The organism is Mesorhizobium sp. P160187 (genome assembly GCF_057766425.1).
The window spans coordinates 135,496-158,904 of the sequence record NZ_JBYMDX010000005.1; the positions used below are offsets into that span (position 1 = coordinate 135,496).

General features: G+C 60.9%; 20 protein-coding genes and 4 pseudogenes. 16 read left to right on the plus strand and 8 right to left on the minus strand.

Annotated features, from left to right (window positions below):
- Window positions 1–17 precede the first annotated feature (17 nt).
- From AC3CCE_RS25385 to AC3CCE_RS25405, 5 genes are all read left to right on the plus strand, one after another.
- On the plus strand, window positions 18–1,079 hold the full coding sequence (locus AC3CCE_RS25385) for a substrate-binding domain-containing protein (protein WP_023667731.1): 1,062 nt from the start codon (window positions 18–20) through the stop codon (window positions 1,077–1,079).
- 68 nt (window positions 1,080–1,147) lie between these two features.
- Window positions 1,148–2,209 carry a substrate-binding domain-containing protein gene (locus tag AC3CCE_RS25390; RefSeq protein ID WP_023681811.1) on the plus strand — a complete coding sequence of 354 codons (1,062 nt, stop codon included), beginning with the start codon at window positions 1,148–1,150 and terminating at the stop codon, window positions 2,207–2,209.
- A gap of 35 nt (window positions 2,210–2,244) precedes the next feature.
- Window positions 2,245–3,213 (plus strand): ABC transporter permease, encoded by a 969-nt coding sequence (locus tag AC3CCE_RS25395; RefSeq protein WP_023686847.1) that lies wholly within the window; start codon window positions 2,245–2,247, stop codon window positions 3,211–3,213.
- A 12-nt stretch (window positions 3,214–3,225) separates the two neighbouring features.
- The gene (locus AC3CCE_RS25400; protein WP_352627009.1) at window positions 3,226–4,425 is read left to right on the plus strand and encodes an alanine racemase; all 1,200 of its coding nucleotides are present in this window, start codon (window positions 3,226–3,228) and stop codon (window positions 4,423–4,425) included.
- Window positions 4,426–4,434: 9 nt separating this feature from the next.
- On the plus strand, window positions 4,435–5,178 hold the full coding sequence (locus AC3CCE_RS25405; RefSeq protein ID WP_023681808.1) for an ATP-binding cassette domain-containing protein: 744 nt from the start codon (window positions 4,435–4,437) through the stop codon (window positions 5,176–5,178).
- 40 nt (window positions 5,179–5,218) lie between these two features.
- On the opposite strand, the pseudogene AC3CCE_RS25410 reads toward AC3CCE_RS25405, so the two are convergent.
- A pseudogene (locus AC3CCE_RS25410) lies at window positions 5,219–5,454 on the minus strand (MBL fold metallo-hydrolase); the annotation flags it as partial.
- Here AC3CCE_RS25410 and AC3CCE_RS25415 point away from each other — a divergent pair.
- Window positions 5,414–5,578 carry a hypothetical protein gene (locus AC3CCE_RS25415; protein WP_352627035.1) on the plus strand — a complete coding sequence of 55 codons (165 nt, stop codon included), beginning with the start codon at window positions 5,414–5,416 and terminating at the stop codon, window positions 5,576–5,578. The pseudogene AC3CCE_RS25410 and the gene AC3CCE_RS25415 overlap by 41 nt on opposite strands.
- Before the next feature lie 16 nt (window positions 5,579–5,594).
- Window positions 5,595–5,719: pseudogene (locus tag AC3CCE_RS25420) on the plus strand (aldehyde dehydrogenase family protein); the annotation flags it as partial.
- A gap of 10 nt (window positions 5,720–5,729) precedes the next feature.
- On the opposite strand, the pseudogene AC3CCE_RS25425 reads toward AC3CCE_RS25420, so the two are convergent.
- A pseudogene (locus AC3CCE_RS25425) lies at window positions 5,730–6,005 on the minus strand (GMC oxidoreductase); the annotation flags it as partial.
- A 30-nt stretch (window positions 6,006–6,035) separates the two neighbouring features.
- Between AC3CCE_RS25425 and AC3CCE_RS25430 the strand changes: the two are divergent.
- Window positions 6,036–6,628: pseudogene (locus AC3CCE_RS25430) on the plus strand (ABC transporter permease); the annotation flags it as partial.
- Between the two features lie 204 nt (window positions 6,629–6,832).
- Here the strand turns inward: AC3CCE_RS25430 and AC3CCE_RS25435 are convergent.
- The 6 genes from AC3CCE_RS25435 to AC3CCE_RS25460 form a co-directional block, all read right to left on the minus strand.
- Window positions 6,833–7,684: a sugar phosphate isomerase/epimerase family protein gene (locus AC3CCE_RS25435; protein WP_023667739.1), complete on the minus strand. Its 852-nt coding sequence runs from the start codon at window positions 7,682–7,684 to the stop codon at window positions 6,833–6,835.
- Window positions 7,681–8,706 carry an ABC transporter permease gene (locus AC3CCE_RS25440; protein ID WP_023667740.1) on the minus strand — a complete coding sequence of 342 codons (1,026 nt, stop codon included), beginning with the start codon at window positions 8,704–8,706 and terminating at the stop codon, window positions 7,681–7,683. Before AC3CCE_RS25440 ends, AC3CCE_RS25435 begins: the two co-directional genes overlap by 4 nt.
- Window positions 8,703–9,710 carry an ABC transporter permease gene (locus tag AC3CCE_RS25445; RefSeq protein WP_352627014.1) on the minus strand — a complete coding sequence of 336 codons (1,008 nt, stop codon included), beginning with the start codon at window positions 9,708–9,710 and terminating at the stop codon, window positions 8,703–8,705. Before AC3CCE_RS25445 ends, AC3CCE_RS25440 begins: the two co-directional genes overlap by 4 nt.
- The gene (locus AC3CCE_RS25450; protein WP_023704356.1) at window positions 9,703–11,217 is read right to left on the minus strand and encodes a sugar ABC transporter ATP-binding protein; all 1,515 of its coding nucleotides are present in this window, start codon (window positions 11,215–11,217) and stop codon (window positions 9,703–9,705) included. Before AC3CCE_RS25450 ends, AC3CCE_RS25445 begins: the two co-directional genes overlap by 8 nt.
- 80 nt (window positions 11,218–11,297) lie before the next feature.
- Complete coding sequence (locus AC3CCE_RS25455) at window positions 11,298–12,290, minus strand: substrate-binding domain-containing protein (RefSeq protein WP_352627016.1); 993 nt, start codon at window positions 12,288–12,290, stop codon at window positions 11,298–11,300.
- Window positions 12,291–12,655: 365 nt separating this feature from the next.
- A complete protein-coding gene (locus tag AC3CCE_RS25460; protein ID WP_023667744.1) occupies window positions 12,656–13,735 on the minus strand; it encodes a LacI family DNA-binding transcriptional regulator in 1,080 nt (359 codons plus the stop codon).
- A 1,015-nt stretch (window positions 13,736–14,750) separates the two neighbouring features.
- Here AC3CCE_RS25460 and AC3CCE_RS25465 point away from each other — a divergent pair.
- The 8 genes from AC3CCE_RS25465 to AC3CCE_RS25500 all read left to right on the plus strand — a co-directional run bounded on the left by AC3CCE_RS25465 (window position 14,751) and on the right by AC3CCE_RS25500 (window position 23,289).
- Window positions 14,751–15,773, plus strand: coding sequence for a LacI family DNA-binding transcriptional regulator (locus AC3CCE_RS25465; RefSeq protein ID WP_023686868.1), 1,023 nt, complete (start codon window positions 14,751–14,753; stop codon window positions 15,771–15,773).
- A 173-nt stretch (window positions 15,774–15,946) separates the two neighbouring features.
- Window positions 15,947–16,960 carry an SIS domain-containing protein gene (locus AC3CCE_RS25470; protein WP_023686869.1) on the plus strand — a complete coding sequence of 338 codons (1,014 nt, stop codon included), beginning with the start codon at window positions 15,947–15,949 and terminating at the stop codon, window positions 16,958–16,960.
- A 28-nt stretch (window positions 16,961–16,988) separates the two neighbouring features.
- Entirely contained in the window at window positions 16,989–18,311 is a 1,323-nt protein-coding gene (locus tag AC3CCE_RS25475) for an ABC transporter substrate-binding protein (RefSeq protein ID WP_023686870.1), read from the plus strand.
- Between the two features lie 10 nt (window positions 18,312–18,321).
- Window positions 18,322–19,281 carry a carbohydrate ABC transporter permease gene (locus tag AC3CCE_RS25480; protein WP_023682778.1) on the plus strand — a complete coding sequence of 320 codons (960 nt, stop codon included), beginning with the start codon at window positions 18,322–18,324 and terminating at the stop codon, window positions 19,279–19,281.
- The gene (locus tag AC3CCE_RS25485; protein WP_023714949.1) at window positions 19,278–20,138 is read left to right on the plus strand and encodes a carbohydrate ABC transporter permease; all 861 of its coding nucleotides are present in this window, start codon (window positions 19,278–19,280) and stop codon (window positions 20,136–20,138) included. The genes AC3CCE_RS25480 and AC3CCE_RS25485 overlap by 4 nt, the downstream gene beginning before the upstream one ends.
- 21 nt (window positions 20,139–20,159) lie before the next feature.
- A complete protein-coding gene (locus AC3CCE_RS25490) occupies window positions 20,160–21,014 on the plus strand; it encodes a sugar phosphate isomerase/epimerase family protein (protein WP_352627020.1) in 855 nt (284 codons plus the stop codon).
- Window positions 21,011–21,874 (plus strand): PfkB family carbohydrate kinase, encoded by an 864-nt coding sequence (locus AC3CCE_RS25495; RefSeq protein ID WP_023749047.1) that lies wholly within the window; start codon window positions 21,011–21,013, stop codon window positions 21,872–21,874. Before AC3CCE_RS25490 ends, AC3CCE_RS25495 begins: the two co-directional genes overlap by 4 nt.
- Window positions 21,817–23,289, plus strand: a complete 1,473-nt coding sequence (locus AC3CCE_RS25500) for an NAD(P)/FAD-dependent oxidoreductase (protein ID WP_352627022.1) — start codon at window positions 21,817–21,819, stop codon at window positions 23,287–23,289. Before AC3CCE_RS25495 ends, AC3CCE_RS25500 begins: the two co-directional genes overlap by 58 nt.
- The last annotated feature ends 120 nt before the right edge of the window (window positions 23,290–23,409 follow it).

Here is a 23,409-nt window from a genome sequence, read left to right on the forward strand (position 1 = left end):
AAAATGGGAGAACTGACATGCCGATGAAGACACTGATCGCCGCCGCCTTTGCCGGCGGATTGATGCTTGCCGCCAACCCAGCTTTCGCACAGACGGTCGGCCCGCAGGGCGAGAGCGCCACGCCGAGCGCCGACGTGATCCTAAGCGATGCCGACATCGCCGCGCTCAAGGACAAGGGCTACAAGGCTGCGTTGCTCTGGCACACCTCGTCCGATTTCACCAATGCGGTAACCGCCGGCGCCACCGACGAATTCGCCCGCGCCGGCATCACCATTGCGGTCAAAACGGATGCCCAGTTCGACTCCGCCCGCCAGCGCAGCGACATCGAGACGGCGTTGGCCGCCAAGCCCAACGTCATCTTGGCGCTGCCGCTCGACCCGGTCACCTCGGCAGAAGCCTTCCGCCAGGCGGTCAAGGACGGCACCAAGTTGGTGTTCCTGTCCAACTTGCCCAAGGGCTACAAGCAGGGCACCGATTACGCTTCGATCGTGACTGACGATCTATTCCAGATGGGCAAGCAGGCTGCGGACGCGATGGCCAAGGCGATTGGCGGCAAGGGCAAGGTCGGCTACATTTTCCACGACGCTGCCTACTACGTCACCAACCAGCGCGACCAAGCCTTCAAGACCACCATCGAGAAGGTGTATCCCGACATCAAGATCGTCGCCGAACAGGGCATATCCGACCCGGCCCGCGCCGAGGAACTGGCCAACGCGATGCTTTTGCAGCATCCCGATCTCGACGGCATCTACGTGACCTGGGCCGAGCCGGCCGACGGCGTGCTGTCGGCGCTACGCGGCGCCGGCAACGCCAGGACCAAGATCGTCACGCTCGACCTCGCCGAGCCGGTCGCGCTCGACATGGTCAAGGGCGGCAATGTCGCAGCCCTCGTCGCCGACAAGGCCTATGAACTCGGCCGCGCCATGGCTGCTTCCGGCATGAAGTCGCTGCTTGGCCAGCCGACACCGGCCTTCGTCGTCGCCCCGGCCCTGACCGTCACCAAGGAGAATGTCGCGCAGGGCTGGAAGGACTCGCTCAACCGCGACGCGCCGCAGCCGGTGCTCGACGCGGCCAAGTAAGGCTCTCGCTCGGGCGCGGCCCGCCGCACCGGAGCTTTTCTTCGACACAACAAAAAGGGAACCGGGATATGCGCAAAGCATCTGTAATCATAACGACAGTGGCGAGCCTGCTAGCCATGCACGCCTTCGCCGCTGAAGGCGTCACCACAGGACCGAATGGTGAAAAGCCGGTGCCGGCGAGCAGTCTTACGCTGACGCCAGCCGAAGAGCAGCAGATCAAGGACGGCAAGTTCACCGCCGCCCTCGTCTGGCACGAGATGAGCGAATACACCAACGCCGTCAACGCCGGCGCCCATGACGAATTCAAGCGCCTCGGCATCGAGGTGGTGGCGCAGACCGATGCCGGTTTCGACGCCGCGCGACAGAAGGCCGATATCGAGACGGTGATGGCCAAAAAGCCGTCGATCATCCTGTCGCTTCCCGTCGATCCGGCGACCGCAGCTTCGGTCTACGATCCGGCACGCCAGGCCGGCGTCAAGCTCGGCTTCGTCGACAATTCCCCGGCCGGCTACAAGCAGGGCAGGGACTATGTCACCATCGTCTCCGACGATCTCTTTCAGATGGGCAACAAGGCCGGCATCGCCATGGCCGAGGCGCTCGGCAAGAAAGGCAAGGTCGGCTACATCTTCCACGATGCCGACTTCTACGTCACCAACCAGCGCGACCAGGCCTTCAAGAAGACCATCGAGCAGGACTATCCCGATATGAAGATCGAGGCCGAGGCCGGCATGGCCGACCCGGCGCGCAGCGAAGACATCGCCCAGGCGATGATCACCCAGCATCCGGACCTGGACGGCATCTATGTCACCTGGGCCGAACCGGCGCTGAGCGTGCTTTCGGCCTTGCGCGGTGCCGGCAACACACACACCAAGATTGTCACGCTCGACCTCAACGAGCCTGCCGCGCTCGACATGGTCAAGGGCGGCAACATCGCGGCCCTCGTCGCCGACGAGGCCTACAGCATTGGCGTGACGCTGGCGCGCGCCTCGGCAGGTTCGCTGGTCGGCAAGAAGGCCGAACCATTCTATGCCGTAGATTCCATCGCCGTCACCAAGGACACGGTGAAGGACGGTTGGAGGAAGTCCCTCAACAGGGACGTACCGGCGGCCATCGCGGACGCGGTGAAATAGGCTCGAGGCGAAGCGCTCACCACCGGAGGGATAAAATGTCCAGTGCCAACACCAGCGCCGGTAGCAGCTTCGCAAGCCGCTTCAATCTGCAGCAATATGTCGTCTACCTCGGTTTCCTGGCGATCTTTCTGTTCTTCGCCATTGTGCTGAGGGACAGCGGCTTCCTCACCGTCCGGAACTTATCGAACATCGTGTTGCAGACGACGCCGGTGACGATCATGGCCATCGGCCTGGTCTTCGTCATGTCGGCCGGCGAAATAGATTTGTCGATCGGCTCGATCGTGGCGGTGGCGGCCCTTGCAGCCGCCGTCACCATCAACGCGTACGGCATGCCGGCAGGGATAGTCGCCGGCCTCGGCGCCGGCCTGCTGATCGGCGTCATCAACGGCGTGCTGGTGGCGTATGTCAGGCTGCCCTCCTTCCTGGTGACGCTGGCGACGCTCGGCCTGTTCGCCGGCGTTTCGCGTTCCATGACAGACCTTCGCTCGATCTCGGTGACCAACGAAGCGTTCACCGGCTTCTTCGGTTCCGGCTCGCTGCTCGGTGTCCCCTCACTCGTCTGGTGGTCGGTGATTGCCGTGGCCATCGGCCACCTGGTGTTCCGCGAGACCCGTTTCGGCGCGCATGTGCTGGCGACCGGCGACAATGCCCGCGCCGCAAGCGTATCGGGCATCAGCGTGCCCAGGATCAGGCTCGCCGTGCTGACCATCAGCGGCGGGCTCGCCGGTCTTGCCGGCTTGCTCTATGCCGGTCGCCTGCAGGCGGCGAAATATACTCTCGGCGAAACCGACTTGATGACGGTCATCGCCGCCGTCATCGTCGGCGGCACGCTGCTCAATGGCGGCAAGGGCTCCGTGGTCGGCGCGCTGGTCGGCTCGTTGATGATGGGCATGCTCAACAACGGCCTGATCCTGATGGGCCTGTCGGTCTCCGACCAGATGATCGTGCGTGGCCTCATCATCCTGACCGCAGTCGCCGTGTCGCTGCGCGAAAAGAACCGCTGAAGGAAGCCATCCATGTTTCTCGACATTTTGCGCCGCCGCAACCCCGCCTTCATCGAATCAGCTATCCGGTTGCACCAGCAAGGTAAGCTGCCGGCCAATGCTTATGTGCTCGATCTCGACACGGTTGAGGCCAATGCGCGGGTTCTCAAGAGCGAAGCCAACCGCAACGGCCTGAAGATCTTCGCCATGACCAAGCAGGTCGGCCGCTCCTCGTCGTTCTGCCGGGCTGTGATGCGCGGCGGCATTGACCGCGCGGTCGCCGTCGACATGGCTTGCGCCCGCGCCACCCACAAGGCAGGCATGAAGCTTGGCCATCTCGGCCATCTCCAGCAGGTCGCAAAATTCGAAGCGGCGGCTGCGGCGAAAACCTTCAAGCCGGACTACTGGACCGTGTTCAACGATACCAAGGCTGGGGAAGCGGCGGCAGGCGCCAAGGCGGCCGGCTATGTGCAGGATTTGCTGGCGCGCATCGCCGCCGAAGGCGATATCTTCTATCGCGGTCATGAAGGCGGTTTCGATGCCGCCGACACCGTCGATGTCGCCCACCGGCTGGATGCCGTCGAAGGCGGCCGTTTCGCCGGCATCACCACTTTCCCTGCTCTGCTGTTCGACCATGCTTCGCGGAAAGTGCTGCCGACCCCCAATCTGGCGACGCTCGCGAAAGCTGCGGAAGCGCTGGCTAAGGCAGGCCGCAAGGACATTGAGATCAACGCGCCGGGCACCACCTCCAGCGTCATGCTGGCGGCACTCGCTGAGGCCGGCGCGACGCAGTGCGAGCCCGGCAATGGACTGCATGGCACCACCGCGCTGCATGTCATGGAAGATTTGCCGGAGCTGCCGGCGGTGCTCTATCTCACTGAGGTCTCGCATCTTTCCGGCGGCAAGGCCTATTGCCTTGGCGGCGGCTTCTACATCGATCCGATCTTCCCCGACTACGACGTCAAGGCGATCGTCTCGGCTGAACCGACGACGGCAGGCTCGGCACTGCGCAGCGTCGAGGTGCCGCCGCCCTCGGCGATCGACTATTACGCCATGATCGATGCCGCCGGCGCGAACGCGCCGAAGCCTGGCGACAGCGCCGTGTTCGGCTTCCGTGGCCAGGCCTTCGTCACCCGCGCCCATATTGTCGGCGTGTCGGGCATTTCGACGGGCAATCCGAAAGTGGAAACCATCGAGAACGGCTTCGGTGAACCCTATGCCTGGCCAGTCTAGGAGAAACACATGACGGTGAGCGCGCCCATCCTTCAGCTGCACGACATTCGCAAGAATTTCGGCGGCATCACCGCGATCGAGAGTTTTTCGCTCGAGGTTTTCCCGGGCGAGATCGTTGCACTCGTCGGTGACAACGGCGCCGGAAAGTCGACGCTGGTCAAGATCGTCTCGGGCGTCCACCCGCCCTCGTCCGGCACCATCGTCATCGAAGGAAAACCGGTGACGATGTCGAATGCCACCATGGGGCGCGCGCACGGCATCGAGGTCGTCTACCAGGACCTGGCGCTGGCCGACCAGCAGACGGTTTACATGAACATGTTCCTCGGCCGCGAGCCGCTGAACCGCCTCGGTCTGCTCGACCGCCGCCGCATGATCGACGAGACCGAGAAACTGGTGAAGGAACTGGACGTGCGCATCCCCTCCGCCCACGCCACTATTCGTGATCTCTCCGGCGGCCAGCGCCAGGGCGTTGCGATCGCGCGCGCCACGCATTGGGCAAGCAAGCTGATCCTGCTGGATGAACCGACGGCGGCGCTGGGCGTTGCCGAAACCGCCCGGGTGGAGTCTATCGTCCAGTCTCTGAAGCAGCGCAATGTCGGCATCCTGATCATCAGCCACAGCCTCGACCAGGTCTTCAAGCTCTCCGACCGCATCTGTGTTCTCAGGCGTGGCAAGCAGATTGGAATTCGCGAGACCGCGAAGACCGATAAGAACGAGATCATTGCCATGATCACCGGCCTGCAGCAGCAATAGCAGGAACCTCTCTGAGAGCCCCCGCCCGAGATCCGGATGTGTCGGCGATCACGCGATCGATCAGCTTGTGCCGCCTGGTGATCGCCATCGGCCCGTCCTGGTCGTAGCTGCCTTGCCACTCCGGATGCGGCGCCAGCAGCGCTGGCACATACATCGTGTCGGCCGAAATCATGCGCTGTTCCTTGCCGGAGTTTGCGAGGTAGACCGAGTGGCCGGGCGTGTGGCCGGCGCAGCGATGATCTGGAAGGCGGGCGCGACTTCGGCGCCGTCATGGATGCTGCTGGAGCTGCTGCGTCTGGTGAAGTTGCCTGCATCGCCTGAATTTCTCCAGGCGTATCCGCACCAGCTTTCTGGCGGCCAGCAGCAGCGCGTTGGCACCGCTATCCCAGTCTCGATTTGATAGGACCTATGCAATGTATGGCGGCGCCGACATCACCGTGCCGCCCGGCGGAGTCAAGCTGTCCGGTTTCGGTCGCGACAAGTCGCTGCATGCGCTGGACAGATACACCGTCTCAAAACAGCCTGGATTTCTCTCGGCTGACCGTTTCTCGCTAAGCCCTGCCGAGGATGAAATCGGCGCAGCGGTCGGCGATCATGATCACCGGCGCGTTGGTGTTGCCGCTGATGAGACGCGGCATGATCGAGGCGTCGCAGATGCGTAGGCGCGGCACGCCGCGCACGCGCAATTGCGGGTCGACCACCGCCTGGTCATCGCTGCCCATCCGGCAGGTGCCGCAGGGGTGATAGACCGTTTTGGCATGTTCGAGGATGTGGTCTGTTATGGATTGATCGGAAAGGTCGGCGGCCCCGCCCGGCGACAGCTCCTCGGCGATCACCGCCTGCCCTACGAAACCCGCTTCGAGGATCTGGAATATCTCACCACCGGTCGCACCGATCTGGTCTCGGCTCTTATCAACAACGCCTACACCTCCATTCCCATTCCTCATTCTTTTGTTTTCCTGCTCGTGCTGGCGGCGGTGAGGTCGTTCTGCACCGTACCGCCTTCGGACGATATCTCTACGCCGTAGGCAAAAATGAAGAGGCCGCGCGGTTTTCCGGAATCCGCACCGGCCGGGTTATCATCTGCGCCTATGTGATCTGCGCCGGGCTGACGGCGCTGTCATCCATCTTTCTCGCAATGTACACACGCTCGATCCTGCCAAGCTCGCACGGCAATTTCTACGAGCTCTACGCGATCGCTGCCGCCGTCCTTGGAGGGTTCTCGTTGCGGGGCGGGGAAGGCTCAATCATTGGTGTGGTGCTTGGAACGATCTTGCTGCAGGTGCTTCAGAACCTTGTCAATCTTCTAGGCATTCCCTCCTCACTCAACTTTGCCGTGAGTGGATCGGTGATCCAGATCGGGGTACTGGCCGACCAGGAATACACAGAGTTTCGAAAGCGCCGCGAATTGATGCGGGGCCGGCTCGCAACCGCCGAAGGTAGGCTGTGATGCCCGAGCCGGTGAAATAGGTTGTTCACGGCAGTTGCGATCGCCGACCGGTTGGCTGCTTGCGCCCCGGGGGCAGCCGAAGGCCGGGATCTAAAACGCCGCAATATTGCCTCTCGAGCGGCTCCTGCTTCGACGGCAGTCGCCGCAATGTCGATGCAGTCGGCTCATGATGTGCCGAGTTTCGATCTCGCATGGCGATGTAACTTATGCGATCAGCCCGTACTGCCGTGCCTTGTTGCGCAAGAACGGCAGACCGTTGCCCATTACAACCGCTTCACTCTCGGCCACCGGACGCCACACGCTGAGGCCAAAGGCCAGACGCGGATCCATGTTGATGAAGCTCTCCATCGCGAGCCCGCCCTTGAAGCGGATCGCGGCCAGCGTTGCGAACGTCTCATCCCAATTGCAATTGCCCTCGCCTGGGGTGCCGCGATCAGACTCGGAGAGGTGGATATATTTGAGGTAATCGCGGGCGACGATAATACCGTTGCCCATACCTTTCTCCTCTATGTTCATGTGATAGGTATCAAGGTGCACGAACATATTGTCGGCGCCGACTCTCTCGATTAGTGCCACCGCCTGAGCCGCGGTGTTGATGATGTGGTTCTCGTAGCGGTTCACGGCTTCAACACCGAGTTCGATGCCGCGAGACTTGGCTTGCGCGGCGGCGGACGTCATCACTTTCGCAATGTTATCAAGTTCGTCCTGCGTAGGTGGCACGCCAGTACGCTCGCCGATGCCGCCATAGATTACGCCGCATAGCGCCTGGGCTCCGATGTCGGCCGTCTTGTCGATAGCCACCTTGAGAAAGTCAATCGCCTCCTGTGGGTGGCGCGATGCCCACGCATATTCGGGCAACCCTAGCGAGCACACCGCCTGCATGCCATTTGCCGCCAGCAGCTTGCGGGTGTGATCGGCATCGCAAGAAAATGGATCGGCCAGCGAAATTTCAATGAAATCGAGATCGTATTTTTTCACCGCCGCTACAGTGTGCTCGGCGCCCTCTACGGACCAACCACTCGTCCACATGCTCGTATGAACGCCAAAACCCTTCATCGTGTTATCCTCATGAAATTGAGCTGCCCGGCAGCCCACCGCAAGATCATGACGCCGATCAGCATGATGCCCCAAATGGCTGTGGCCAGGTGCTGGCTGGCGCCCAAGAGATTCAGTCCCGAAGAAAGCAACTGCAAAACGATGAGGGCTAGGAAGACCGAAACGACCTTGCCGAAGCCGCCAAACGGATTCACCCCGCCCAAGAAGCAGGCAAGCACCGTAATCAGCACATAGGACTCGCCATGGCCGACACGGACGGAATTGAATCGTGCCATCATGATAATGCCGGCCAACGCACACATGGCGCCAGACAGCGCGTAGATCAGAATGATCACGCGTCGCGTCGAGATGCCGGAATAGCGCGTCGCCTCGATGTTGGAGCCGACCATATAGTTTGAAAAGCCAAGCCTGGTTCGGGTCATCAAGACATGCCAGACGATGACTGCGCCGAGCAGTATCAGCAGCGGGACAGGAATGCCGACGATGCTGCCGTGACCCAGGGGCTGGATGAATTCGGGAAAGCCCGAAATATCGGCGCCGCGGGTCAGAAACTCGCCAAGGCCGCGCAGGAAAATCATCACCGAGAGCGAAACGAGGATGGGGTGCGCGCCGGTATAGGCTATCACCGGGCCCATGACCAAGCCGCTTGCCGTGCCAACGCCGACCGCAAGAACGGAACCGAGTAGAAAGGCATAGATGCTTGCGTCCGGTCCTCCGTTGGCCTGAAGAACCCAGGCGAGCGTGAGGCCACAGAGATTGGCCGTGAACGTCACGGCGAGATTGATGCCGCCCGAGATGATCGGCATCAACATCGCGAGCGTAAGCAGTCCAAGTTCAGGCAACTGGAAGGCCACCGATTCAAAGGTAGCTTTGGACAGGAATCGCGGCGAGAGAGATCCGAAGAATGCAATCACCAAAATCAATGCCAGCAAAAGTCCGATATTCTCGGCGCCCAACGTGCCGGCAAGACGGCGCAAGAATCCGTGCCGTAGCGCTCCAGTTTCGAGCACGCGCTGCGTCATGTACCCATCCTCTGCCGCAAGCCCGCGAGGATATGCCCGAGCGGCGCGTTGGACAGCGTGATGGCAATCAAGATGATCGCCCCGACGATCATCTTGAAAGCATAGGGAGAGATGCCGAGGAGGTTCAGCCCGTTTTGCGTCACCGACACAAGAAACACGCCAAGGATGCAACCGAGCACGGTGCCGCGCCCGCCACCCAGCCTGGCACCGCCAAGGACAACAGCTGCCAGCACGTCCAGCTCGCGCCCCACCAATGCGTTGGGCACGACTTCCTGGGAATAGTGCACCTGCACAAGTCCCGCGATCCCGGCCATCAAACCAAGCCAGCCGAAGGCAATGAAGTGCATCGCCGCGATGTTGATACCGAGGCGACGGGCGCCCTCCGGGTTATCGCCAAAAGCGTATAGCTGCCGTCCCGTGGTGGTATACCGGATAAGCCCCCAGGTGGCGGCGACGCAGACCGCCATGATCGCAACCGGCAGTGTTAGCTCGGCCCAATTGCCATTCGCCTGTTGGAACTCGAAAAGCACAGTGCGATGCGTCCACCATGCAGGCAGATTGTAGATCGATACACCGTGCGTGAAGAACATCAGCAGGCCGAAAAAAATATTGAAGGTGGCGATGGTGACAACGATTGAAATGATCTGGAAATAGTAGATGAGGCCGGCGTTCACCGCACCCAGGGCGATCCCGACAATTGCCGCCAAGGTGAGGCCGATGAACCAATCACCACCTCCCATTTGGGCTAGAGCCAGCGCCACAACGTATTGAACCACTGACGCGGCCACAGCGAAGGAGATGTCGATGCCCCCAGCGATCAACACCACCAGCAGCCCAACCGCGAAGATCAGATTTGTCGAGCTTGTGTTGAGCAGATTGAAGAGATTAGCAATGGTGAAGAATTTGTCGCTCGCAACGGAGAGACCTGCGCTCATGATGAGAAGAACCACAACGAGCCATGTCTCGGTGGGATGAGCCGGGAAGAGCTTGCCGCGGTTACGCATAGACGGCAGCTTCCAGGTCGCCGAGCGGGATGGCGTGCGGATCGTATTCGGCGACTATCTTGCCCGCAGCCATATGAAGGATACGATCGGCGTTGAAATAGACCTCCGGCACTTCATCGGATATCAGCAGAATCGCCAGGCCTTCGGCAGCGAGCTTGGCGACAATCTCGAAGATGCCGGCCCGCGCGCCAACGTCCACCCCCACGGTTGGCGAATCAAGAATGATCAGTTTCAGGCCGACCGCCAGCCATTTGGCGATGGCCACCCTTTGCTGGTTGCCGCCCGAGAGCGTGGAAATCGCATCGGTCTGCCGCCCGACTTTTATCGCCAATTCCTCGATCCAATGATTGACGAGCGCGTCCTTCTTCTCCGAGGAGATCAGCCCTCGATCAAGGATCTTGTCGAGCACCGGGATAACGGCGTTGTCGGCGATGGACTGAGCTTGTATGAGACCAAGGGACAAGCGGTCTTCGGAGAGATATCCAATACCCGCGCGGATTGCGTCGCGGTTGGAGTTCAGATGAAGAACCGTCCCGTTGAGTGCGATGCTGCCGCGGTCTGGGCGCAGCATGCCGAAAATAGAAAGCGCGAGTTCTGTGCGACCGGCGCCGAGTAGCCCGGTCAGGCCAAGCGTTTCACCTCGCCGTATTGTCAGCGAAACGTCGTCATAGTCGCCTGCGCGGGTCAATCGATCGATCTTCAACACGACGGGTGATCCACTAAGGTTTCTCGTGCTCACGGTTTGGTCGAACGTCTTGCCGGTCATCAGTTCGGTGAGGCGTGATTGGGTCATTCCGGCGGTCGGGAACACCCCAACGACCTTACCGTCGCGCAGAACGGTGACGCGACTTGAGATCTCCAGAACTTCCGCAAGGCGATGGCTGACGAAGACGATGGCCATGCCTTCATTCGAGAGTGTTCGAACGATCGCGAGCAACCGGTCTGTTTCCGATTGAGTAAGCGACGATGTGGGCTCGTCCATGAAAATAACCTTCGCATCGCCGGCGAGCGCCCGGGCGATGGCGACGATCTGACGTTGGGCGATTGCAAAGCTACGCAGAGGCGCGTCGACATCGAGGTCGGCGCCAAGCCGCGCCAACAGCCCTCGCGCCACCTCGCGAATGCGCGAATGATCGACGAGCCGAGGCATGTTGCCGAGGACAGTTCTGATCCCGATATTTTCCGCGACTGTCATTTCAGGAAACAGTGCGAGGTCCTGCCAGATGACTTCCACCCCGGCGCTGCGCGCCGCAGCCGGCGACATGATGTCGACAGACTTTCCGGCGATCGACATGTTTGCGCCGGCTAGCGGCTGACAAACGCCGGTGATTACCTTGATCAGGGTGCTCTTGCCGCTGCCGTTCTCACCGGCGATGCATTGCACTTCACCCGGGAGAACCTCGAAGGCGACATCCTGGAGGGCTCTAACGCCACCAAATGTGACGCTTATGTTGCTAAACGACAGAACCGATGGGAGGTCCTGCGTCGTAGACGCGACGAGGTTCACGGCGGGCCCTTCTGAAATGACAAGGATGGGGCGTGCCGGGATTGATCTGCCACCCCGGCACGCCAGCCATGGTCCGCCATCTAAAGCCCTAGGGCTGCAAGACCATCGACCGTTTCGACCGTGATAGGCTGCACAGCGTCCACGATGATGGTGCCGGTTTTGAAGTCAGGATGAACGACACCCAGACCTTCGATCGTCATGCCGTCGGTGATTTCACCGCCGCCCGCCAGAAAATCAGCCATTGTTACGAATACTTTGCCCGCTTCCAGAGGATTCCACATGTAGCCGCCGTCAATAATGCCGGACTTGAGCATTGCGCTGCCTTGGCTAGGCGAGAATGAACCGACAAGAACCACCTTGTCACCAAGCTTCTGCTCCTCGATCGCGCGTCCGGCGCCGATCGGTCCCTGACTGCCGAACGTCAGGAAGCCGCCGAGGTCAGGATTGGCGGCAAGCACATCCAGAGCCGTCTTTCGGCTGTCATCGGCGCTCTCGGCGACGCCATATCTGTCGCCAACCATCTGCATGTCGGGAAAGTTCTTCTTCAGGTAGGCGATTGCAGCATCGGCCCAGGCATTGTGTGCGGGCACGGTAAGAGAACCCACGTACACGACGTACTTGCCTTTGCCGTCCATTTTCTCGGCAAATAGTTTGGCATGGGCCTCACCGAAACCAACGGCCGAGACCATTTCGAAGTCCCAATCAGCGTTCACCTGGTCCGGCGATTCATGGGTTATGACCTTGATGCCCGTGTCGCGCGCCTTTTTTAGAACCGGCTCGAGAACGTTTGCATCATTCGGCACGACGCCAATTACGCTGACGCCCTGAGCTATCAGGTCTTCGATCGCGCGGACCTGAAGTGCCGGGTCGGCGCTGGTCGGCCCGACCATGAAGCCGTCGTCGCCAAGCTCTTTCGACTTTTCCTTTATTCCCGTTTCCATGGCATTGAACCAGGGAATGCCGCCGATCTTCACGACGACTCCAACCTTGACGTCCTTCGCCAGCGCAGCATTCATTGTGGCGACCGAAAGGGCTGCGCCGAACGCTGCCGCGAGTATAGTTTTTGCTAACATTTAATTCCTCCCTGATTGACGAGTTTTTGGGTTGCCTATTGCCCATGTCGGCTTTGTTTGGCCCACCCCTTTGTGCCCGACGGCATTGACGCACTCGGCGCCGCATTCCTCCCAGAACGCGCCATAAAAGACTTTGAATGCCGGCCGGTCAAGGTGCTAAATAGATTTAGCAAGGCGGTCACGCCACCGGCGTCTAAAAACATTTGTCGATTGATGTAAACGATCCGCCCTTTCGCACTCAGGCTGCACCCGTGGAAACGACATGCGATCCCCCGCCAGCCTTGGGTGGAGGCGGTGCTACCCAGATCCGAGGTGCTGATGAACGGAGTTGAACTTCTGCAACGATGTCTTGCGACAAAGAATTGCTAGTGGTCGATGCTCGATTTGGATGCCGAATCCCAATCTTCTTGGGCGCCGTCATGCTCTCCGGTTCGCCCAAAGCTGGTCGGTACGGTCACCAGCGGAAAGTGGTCTATCGAATAATTCTCCAGAAGCGAAAATCCTTCAGCAATCATCACCTCGACATTCTGTCGGACCATGGTCACATCGAAGGGCAAATGCGCCGCGAATGGATCCCAGTCGAAGCTTCCGACAACAACCCGTCCAAGCTCACTTGAGGCTAGCGTCGAAGTGAACCGCAATGTTCCTTCAAGAGCGGTCACGCCGTTGACGAACATACCTGAGGGCAGATGCCCAAGCTGAGCGTATCGTGCAGCGAGAGACCGAGCAGCGTTGGTCGGTGCGTATCCGCAGCAGTCAATCGTGCCCGGGCCCGTAACAATCCCATGCGCTGCCAGCGCATCGTGAAAACCCAGCAAACGGCTACGTGTTGCGTCATCATCGCTGACCCCGCCAAAGAAGAAGAGATCTTCGGTGGAGCCCCCTCGTTCTTTCAATTTCTGAACAATGATCTCTGTGAGCGCCTTGGCACCCCCGTAGTTGTCAGAAACAACTGAGGGAGCCCGGCGGCCTGGCAGATCGATGTTGATGCACCGGACGCCCGCTGCCCGGCACAGATCATTCAGCGGATCGGGGTCACGAACGCCCGCAAGGAAGAGAAATTCCACCTGCTGGGCCAGCAGGGTTTCCGTCACACTCAACTCGTTATCAGGATTGCGATGGGTGCTGACGACGATCGGGCACAAGCGGTGGACGCGGGATTCCGCTTCAAAGGCTTCGGCCAATCCGGCGAAGAAGCGATTGCGGTAATGTGGCAAGATCATTCCAGCGAGCCCGGATCGGGAAAGCCGCAATCCTCGTGCCTTGAGGTTGACAGCATAGCCAAGCCGCTCAGCCCAATCGAGGATGGTCGCTGCGGTTTCCGCCTTGATCCGGTGCTGTTGCCACGAGCCATTGAGGACGAGACTAACCGCTGTCGGGGACAACTTTGCCGCCACCGCGATGTCATAAATCGTTGACTTGCGTCGGACAGACTTTCTCGCCATTCGTGACGCTCCTACTAGCAGATGCAGTAGACGCTAGTGCGGGGTCAAGGCAACATCTCTAAATTGCGGCAAACGGTTTGGAGGAGCGATCCCACGAAAAGGACGCGGCCTCTCGTGCCTCCGGTCCGGTCTCCCTTATTGTCTCGATCGTTGCAATGACAGCGCCAGGGAAATCGGCAGATTTGGGATTTTCCCTGAAGCTTCGTTCAGCGTCCCTGGAGACACCAACCCCAGCGTTTCGGCTTTGGTCTCCCCGATGATCAATCACCTAGCAAAGGTCGACGAGAAGTTTCGATCAGTTTGGAGCCCACCGTTGGGGATGGTCGGGCGCACGCGTCACGATCGAGTCCCTCCGTTTTCAATAGCGGGAAGATGAAAGCTTTGGGTTTCTGAGTCTCTATCTGGCCCCAAAAGGGTGCTGCCGGATGCGCCTTGTCTCCGGGCGTTGTTTGCGTACTTGGCCGAGGTGCCCTTGCTTGGCAAGTTCCTTCCGCGACAAGGGTCTGCTCGACAGCATTTTCGTCGCTATTGCCAATGCGGAGCCCCGGAGGATCAAAACCGGTTAGCAGCATGATGCCGACGGTTCAGAGCAAGCGACTCAGATTCCCGATTTGCTCAGAGTCCCCCGGCCTGTGGCTCTCCGTGCAGCGGGCCTTGAGCGTCTGGCTCGACCTTTTTGAAAGCTCGCCTCCAATCGCTGGACGAGTTTGGCGGCAAGGCTAGTCGTCTCCATCGGTGTTATGATCGATGCCAGGGAGGCCGCCTGGACCATGGCGTGAACTCATTGCCGTATGCTGGCAGTGCAAGGCAATGAACTGACTGCACAACATGTAGGTGCATTCGTGGATCAAATTTCCAGATAGCCAAACAGCGCGCGTATCTCGATTAGGTGGCAAGGAGTTGCGAAAGCTATGTTCGCAGTTTGAGAATCGTCCGATATGCCGCACAACGATGCCCGCAAGACGAGCCGAGAATGATCTGACGCAATGTTCAGATCCAAGAAGGACGGTTACCTGTGGCCCAGAAAGGAATCACACTAAAGGACGTTGCCGCAGCGGCTAAGGTGTCGCGCGCCACGGCCGCCCGGGCGCTCAACAGCTATGGTTACGTTGGCGACGAGACGGCGCTCCGCGTGGTTGAGGCAGCCGAAAGGCTGGGCTATCGGGCCAACCTCGTCGCGCAGGCGCTGCGCAGCGGACAATTGCCGATCATAGGCTTCGTGCCTGGCGATATCCAGAATCCGTTCTTCGCCCGAATCGCGCACGACATAGAGGTGGAACTGCGCAAGCACCGCCACAATCTTCTGATTGCCAGCAGCGAGGAGAATGTAGAACAGGAGAAAGAACTGCTTGAGAGCCTTCGCTCGCTCAGCATTCGCGGCTTCATCCTTGCCCCAACGTCTGCAACCGACAGCCAGCATATTGTGCAACTGGCCCGCGAAGGCGCGCCGATCGTGCTCATCGACCGCGTGGTAAAGGACCTGCAATGCGACAGCGTCGTCGTCGACAACGAGGGCGGGGCACGCGAGGCAGTGGACTATCTGGTTGGCAACGGTCACCACCGGATCGGTCTTTTGCGCGACGAGTCACGCATCTTTACGGCACAGGAACGCTTGGCTGGCTACCAAAACTCGCTCCACTCGCATGGGATCGCAATCGATGAAGCGCTCATCGGCGTATCGCGCTCGACCGTCGAGCACGCCATCGAAGCCACGATCCGCCTGTTCAGCCGGCGCAATCGCCCGACCGCACTGTTCACGGTGGACAGCCTCATGACGCAAGGCGCGCTTCTTGGCCTGCGTTCAATGGGGCTCTCGATTCCGCATGATGTGTCGGTGGTTGGCTTCGATGACTTCAACCTCGCCACGTTCACCGATCCGCAGATAACGGTCGTGGCGCAACCCATCTCCGAGATCGGACCGCTCGCCGCCAGATACCTGCTGGAGCGGCTTGCCGGCAAAAAGGTTGCACCGCGCCGTACCCGATTTCAGACCCGCTTGATCGTACGCGGATCGGTTGCCCGGCGCGCTGTGCGCTAAAGAGCAAACCCCTCGATTTCGGAGAATTTCGTCTAAAGGACTTGCCATTGGCGAAATTGCGTGCCCATTATTGCTTGTGAGATCGATCTCACATCGGGAAAACGAGCTAGACGGCCCACCGACGCCTAAGGCGGGCTAGAGGCCTGTAACATGCGAAATACAAGGAAAACGTCATGCTGAACTTCGATAGGGACCGCTTCGTGAAGATCCAAAGCGGGGCCGTCGCCGTCGCAGGTGAGGTTCGCTCACTGATGCGCACACTGCTGGCAGATGGCGTCGAGCGGCTGTTTTTCATGGGCACCGGCGGCGTGCAGCTTCTAACCTTGCCCGCGATCGAGTTGGCGCAGCGCTGTTCCACCTTCCCGGTGAGCGGTGCCTATCCGGCGCAGGTCGTGATCGATCCGCCCGCCGGTCTCGACAGCAAGGCCGTGGTGGTCATCCCGTCCTTGTCGGGCACGACCAAGGAAGGCGTCGAGCTCATGGCCTTTCTGAAAAAACGTGGTGTGCGCACGATTTCGCTCACCGGCCATTCGGATACGCCAATCGCACGGGAGGCTGACCACAATTTCACGAACTTCGCCGAAGACGACACCTCGTCGGAATCCTTCTACCTGCAGACGCTGCTGATCGTCCTGGCCCTGCTGGAAGAGCGCGGCGAATATGATGATTTTGATGGCACTGTCGCCGAACTCAAACTGCTGCCGGATCTGCTTGCCGACGCCAAGGCTGCCTTTGAGGACAGGGCGGCCGAACTGGCCCAGACAATCAAGGACGATACCTATCACATCTTCACCGGCGCCGGCTCGGTGTGGCCGGAGGCACACTATTACGGCATGTGCATCCTCGAAGAGATGCAGTGGATTCGCACCCGCCCGGTGCACGCCGCCGACTTCTTCCACGGTACGCTCGAGTTGGTCGAGCCGGGCGTCAGCGTTTTCGTGTTCAAGGGCGAAGATGCCCTTCGGCCCCTGGCCGACCGGGTCGAGAACTTCGCCAGGCGCTACACGGACCGCGTTCGCACGCTGGACGCGGCCTCGGTCAAGTTGCCGGGCATCTCCGCAAAGGTCCGCGGCATGATCTCGCCGGTTCTGCTCGCCACCTTGCTCGAGCGGCTGAGCGCCCATCTCGAGGTGCTGCGCAACCACCCGCTGACCACCCGTCGCTACTACAAACGCGTGGAATATTGATCCCCTCTTACCTCTGAAGGAGCTATCCATGAAACGTTCGCTGCAAGTCGTGGCGGTCACGGTGGCCGCGGTATCATCATTGGGGTTGTCGATAAGCGGCAGTTCCGCCGCTTCGCCGGCTGTCACGGCCGACCCAAACGCCAAGGTGGAATACACCGGCACGCTTTCGGTCCTGACCAAGTTCGGGCTGCAACAGCTGTCGCCCTATTTCGTCAACCTGGCACAGGCCTATGAGAAGCTCCATCCGGATGTGAAGGTCGAACTTATCCAGGAGAGCGACGACAGCGTGAAGGGCAAGACCAAGACGCTGGTCGCTTCCAACTCGCTGCCCGATATCTATTTCTCCTGGACAGGCAGTTGGGGTGGCAATTTCGTGCGCGGCAATCGCGCCGTTGATCTCACGCCCGTCATTGCTGCCGATACCGAGTGGGGCAAGTCGCTGTCTCCAGCCGCCGTCAAGGCGTTCCAGTACAACGGCAAGTTCTATGGCATTCCGCTTTACCAGGATGCCAAGTTCATGGGCTACAACAAGCAGATCTTCGCCAAGCTCAGCCTCAAGGCACCCGCCACTTTCGAGGACTTGCTGACCAGCTGCGATGCCATCCGCAAATCCGGCGTGACACCGATCTCCTTCGGCAACAAGGAGGCTTGGCCGGCGATCCACTTTGCAGGCCAGCTGCTCGCCTACAACGTGCCGCAGGCAACGCTGGAACGCGACTTCGATCCGGCCACCGCCCAATACAGCGATCCAGGCTATGTCGCAGCACTCAAGCAGTTCAGCCAGCTTGTCGAGCGCTGCACCGATGGCGCCGGCGTCAACGGCACATCCTATGCCTCGGCTCTCCAGGCCTTCACCAACGCCCAGTCGGCCATGTACTACCAGGAAATCATCGAGTTCGATCAGGCCGCCACGCCGGAGTCGGCGTTAAAGCCCGCCGATTTCGGATTCTTCCGGCTGCCGGTGCCCGCCGGCGCCAAGGGTGACGCCAAGTCGATCGAGGGCGCGCCGGAGGGCTACATGATCAATGCGGCATCGAAGAACATCCCGCTGGCGATCGATTTCATGAAGTTCGTGACCTCGAAGGAAAATGCGCAGGTCTTGTCTGCGCCACCCTATGGCCAGCCGAGCGCCACCATCGGCGGCGCCTCGGAATCGAACATGAGCGCGGCTGTGGTCGATGGCCTCAAGGATATCAACGCCGCCTCATACCTCATGCCCTGGCTGGATACGGCCAACCCACCGCGCGTCGCCGCCGTCTGGCTGTCCAGCCTGCAGGCGCTGGCGGGCGGCTCGATGACGCCCGAGCAAGTGATGGACGAGGTGCGCAAAGCCGCATCCGCGGCCAAATAAAGCAGCGAGCATGGCAAGGGCCTCGGACACAGTGGACAGCGGCGCCGACATCGGCGTCGCCAGGCCGCAACGGCCAAAGAGCCGGCGGGCCTGCTTCGCCAACCTGTTGTCGTTGCGATGGGCGGCGATCGCGCTCATCCTCATCGGCTGGTTCGTCTATTATCCGATCGTCGACAATTTCATCGTCAGCACCACCGACCAGGACATCTACACCGGCGAGGTCACCAATGTCGGCCTCGCCAACTACGACCGGCTGCTGCATGACCCGGTCGTGCTGCTGGCGCTGTGGAACAACTGCCTCTACGCTCTCATCTCCGTCATCTTCCAGGTCTTCGGCGCGTTCCTGCTGGCGGCCATTATCGAGGACCTGAAAAGCGAAAGCTGGCGCCGGCTGTGGCGCGCCGTCTATTTCGTGCCGTCGGCAATCTCGATCACGGTGACCGGCCTGCTGTTTTATTTCATCTACCAGCCGCAGATCGGCTTGCTGGATGCCGCGCTCAGCCGTGTTGGACTGAGCCAGCTCGTCATGCCTTGGCTCGGCAATGAGCACACCGCCATCTATGCCATCATCGCCATGAGCCAATGGCAGGGTTTTGGCTATTCGACGCTGCTGTTCGCCATTGCCATCCAGAAGATTCCGCGCGACCTCTACGATGCCGCAACGATCGACGGCGCGGGTCCGCTTCGCCGCCTGTGGAGCATCACCTTTCCGCTCACCCGGGAAATGACGGGGTTGATGATCATCGTCACCATCACGGGCGCGTTCCAGGTGTTCAACGAGGTTATGGTGATGACCGCAGGCGGGCCTAACAACAGCAGCCAGGTGCTGGGCACGTGGCTCTACCAGAAGGCCTTCATCGAGGACAATTTCGGCTATGGCGCGGCGATCGCCGCCGTCATCTTCATGTTGACCATGCTCACAGGTGCGGCACAGCTCTGGTACACCAAGCGCCGCCGGGTGCAGCTATGAGTGCGATGGTCGCAGCCGGTCGCAGCCGGAACGTGAATGTGTGGTCGGTCATCGCCAGGACATTGCTCTATTCGTTCCTGGTCTGCCTTGGTGTCGTCGTCATCTATCCGCTGATCTGGATGGCGCTGAGCGGCTTCAAGGACAATGCGCAGATCTTCGGCGATCCCTTCGCCCTGCCCACCCATTGGTCGTGGAACAATTACATGCAGGCATGGAACCAGGGCGTGCGTGGCTACGTGACAGTCTCGGTGCTGGTGACCGTCGCTTCGGCCATATGCACCGTCCTGATCAGCGCCTGGACGGCCTTCGGCCTGACCCGCACCAAGATGTCGGCAAAGCCGCTGGTTATTGCCATCGTTCTGGGCGGCTTGATGCTGAGCCCCACCGTGGCGATCATTCCACTGGTGAAGATGTTGCAGGCGCTCGGTCTCTACAACACCTACTGGGCGCTGATCATTCTCTACACGGCGTTCCGTGTGCCGTTCACCACCTTCCTCATCCGCGCCTACATGCTGGATCTGCCTGAAGACATCGACGAGGCGGCGACGATGGATGGCGCCAGCGAGGGTCAGATCTTCTGGCGCATCACCTTGCCGCTGTGCCGGCCGATCATCATTTCCTGCGTCATCCTGCACGTCCTGTTCGCGTGGAACGAATATCTCTTCGCCATGATCTTCACGAGCGGCTCGGATGTGCAGACGCTGCCGGTCGGACTGACGTCGATCATGGCAACCCACGGGACCAACTATGCCGTGGTGTTCGCGGCCATGACGATCTCGGCGCTGCCTATCGTGATCGTGTTCTTTGGCGCGCAACGCTACTTCATCCGTGGCTTGGCCGAAGGCATCGGCAAATAACAATTCCCGAAAGGAGCCTTCATGCCGCAGCTCGCTGCTCATCAGCTGATCGGAGCCAATTTCAGCTTCCAGCACTTCCCCTTCGATGAGGTCGCCAGGACGATCCGAGGCTTTGGCCTGCGCGAGATCGAGCTGTGGGGGATTGCCCAGCATCTGGACCTGTTCCACGCCACGGACGCGCGTGTCGAATCCGTTCGCCGGATACTCGCCGACAACGAGCTGTCGGCCTGGTGCTTTACGCCTGAGCAGGTGTTGTATCCAATCAACATTGCCTCCGGCGACGCCGCACTGCGCCAGGACAGCATCGAGCGGTTTTGCCGTGCAGCCGACATCTGCGCGGCGCTTGGCGCCCGCTGTCTCTTCCTGACGCCCGGCCGGGGCTACGAGAGCCAATCCCGGCAACCGGCATGGGACCGCGCGGTCGACGCGATCGGCGAGATCGCCCGGCATGCCGCCGCAAACGAGGTGCGCTGCCTGCTCGAGCCGTTGCAGCGGTTCGAGAGCAACCTCGTCAATGATGCGGCAGGCCTGCGCCAAATGCTGGACGAGGTGGGCGCTGAAAACATCGACGTCGTGCTGGACACTGTCGCCATGGCCACGGCCGGCGACACCGTGGCCGGCTATGTCGACCTGTTCGGCTCGCGGCTGGCGCATGTCCATCTGGTCGACGGCACGCCAGGCGGGCATCTGGTGTGGGGGGATGGCACGCTGCCGCTCGGCCACTATGTCAGCGAGCTCGCGCGCCTGGGCTATGCCGGAAAGTTCACCTTCGAGCCGTTCGGCAACGGCTCCTACGCGCTCGATCCGGTAAAAGCCTGGACACGCTGCCTTGGCGCCATCGCGCCATACCTCAATTGCGCAACGGTGCCGGCATGAGGTCGAAGAAGCTTATCGCGGTCGGGGACAATTGCCTTGATGCCTATTTGACCAACAACTTGATGACGGTGGGCGGCAACGCCTTGAATGTCGCGGCGCAATGGCGGCGCAACGGCTGGTCCGCGCGCTATTTCGGCGCCGTCGGGAACGATCCCGAAGGCGACGTGGTGCTTGCCGAGCTGGCAGGTGCCGGCCTATCCCCCGACGACGTCGAACGGCGTCCCGGCGATACGGCCGTCACCTTGCTGCGCGATGAATCCGGCGACCGGAAGTTCCTGCACGAATCCTTCGGTGTGGGCGAAAACTTCATGCCGCTGCCCGCGCATTATGCGGTCATCGCCGCGGCCGACTGGGTGCATCTCGGCACCAACGCCAACAAGCACCTTGTCCAACGATTGGTGGCGGACCATGTGCCGTTCAGCATCGATCTATCGACCGCCCATATGGCGCTGCCGCTCGATGGTGTCCCGCTTTTGTTTGCGTCCGGACCGGACGATGTCGATGTTCCCATCGAGCCATCGCTGGGCGCGCTCAGGGCGGCCGGCGCAAGGCAGGTAGTTTTGACCTGTGGTCGACGCGGCTCCTACTTCGACGATGGCACGAATGTCGTGCATGCGCCGGCGACGCTTGTCGATGTCGTGGATACGTGTGGCGCCGGCGACAGTTTCATTGCCACTTTCCTCGCCGGCTTCCATTTCGGCGGCCTCGGCGCCCTGGAGGCATTGCACAGGGCGTCGATCGCGGCGGCGCAGACCTGCACCCATCTTGGCGGGTTTCCCCAGAGACCGCGTCCGATACCCGATTGGCTGCCAGCCAAATATGCCAGCTTCATTGTCGATGCGCAGGGAGCCCAAGCGTGAGTACAATTCGTTTGCGGCAGCCTGCGGTCGCGCTTGCATCTGACCGGTCGTTTTGGCTGCAGGACATTGCCGCCGCCCCCGCAACCGAGCCATTGCGAGGCGACGAGCGCGCCGACGTGGTGATCGTCGGTGGCGGCTATACCGGTCTGTGGACGGCGCTGCGGATCCTTGAGCTGGCGCCGCAAACGCGGGTGGTCATCCTTGAAGCCGATCTGTGCGGATCGGGGGCCTCGGGGCGCAACGGCGGTCAGGTCCATTCATGGTTCGCCGAAATCGACCAGATCAGTGCGGTCGTCGGTCTCGAGGAAGCGCGCCTGCTGTGCGCCGACACGGTGGCATCGATCGCGGAGCTGAAGACGCTGCAGCAAAACGGCACCATAGACATGGACCTGAGGCTGGACGGATGGTTGTGGACAGCAAGCTCCATTGCGCAGGAAGGCGCTTGGGAGACCGCCGTGGCCTTGACGGCGGCTGTTGGAGAAAACCGTTTCAGCCCGCTGACAGCCGAGGACATTCAACGCCGCACCGGTTCATCGGCCTCCTATGTCGGCGTGGTCGAGACCACTGCCGGCACGGTCCATCCCGCCAAACTTGCCATCGGATTGCGCAAGTTGGCACTGGCACGCAGCGTCATCATCCATGAGCGCAGCCCGGTCCTCGCCATCGAACCCGGCATGACATGCACGGTGCGCACGGCGCATGGCGCGGTACGGGCTGACAAAATCGTGCTTGCCGCCAACGCCTGGCTTTCCGCGCTGCCGGAACTGCGGCGGCATCTTTATGTGGTCGGCAGCGAGGTGATTGCCACTGCCGCCGTTCCCGAACTGCTCGACAGCATCGGCTGGCGCGACGGTGCCTCGATCTGCGATTCCCAGGCCCAGGTGCTCTACTACCAGCGCACCATCGGGGGCAGGGTGGTCTTCGGTCGTGGCAGCGGCAACGTCGCCTTCAGTGGAAATTTCGGCGCCAGCTTCAACCGCAGCCCGGAGCACGGTCGCGACAATATGCGAGAGCTGCATCGGGTCTACCCCTCGCTGCGCGGTGTGGCGATCGAATATGACTGGTCGGGGCCGATCGACTGCGTGCCTGAACACGTTCCTGTCTTCGACCACCTGCGCGATCATCCCAATATCTTCTACGGCATGGGATTTAACGGCACCGGCATCGCGCAGACGCCGATAGCCGGACGCATTCTGGCGAGCCTGGTGCTCGAGCGAAAGGATCGCTGGAGCGAAAGTGGTCTGGTCGGCATCGAGCGGCGCATGTCGCTGCCGCCCGAGCCTTTGCGTTATCTCGGCGCCAGGCTTGTCCGCGCCGCGATGCGCCGCAAGAACGAGGCCGAGATCCGCAACCGAAAGGCGGGCAGGATCACCAATCTTCTGGCGGCCCTGAAGCCAGGCAGGCCCAAGAAGTAGCCGGGCATCTGGCTCATCGTCACGCTCTTCAAACCATGAGCCGGCACGTGCCGTCCCGAAGACGGTGGACGCGGCATTGCGATCAGGGTGCTTGCTGGGTTGATCGACGTACATTCTTAA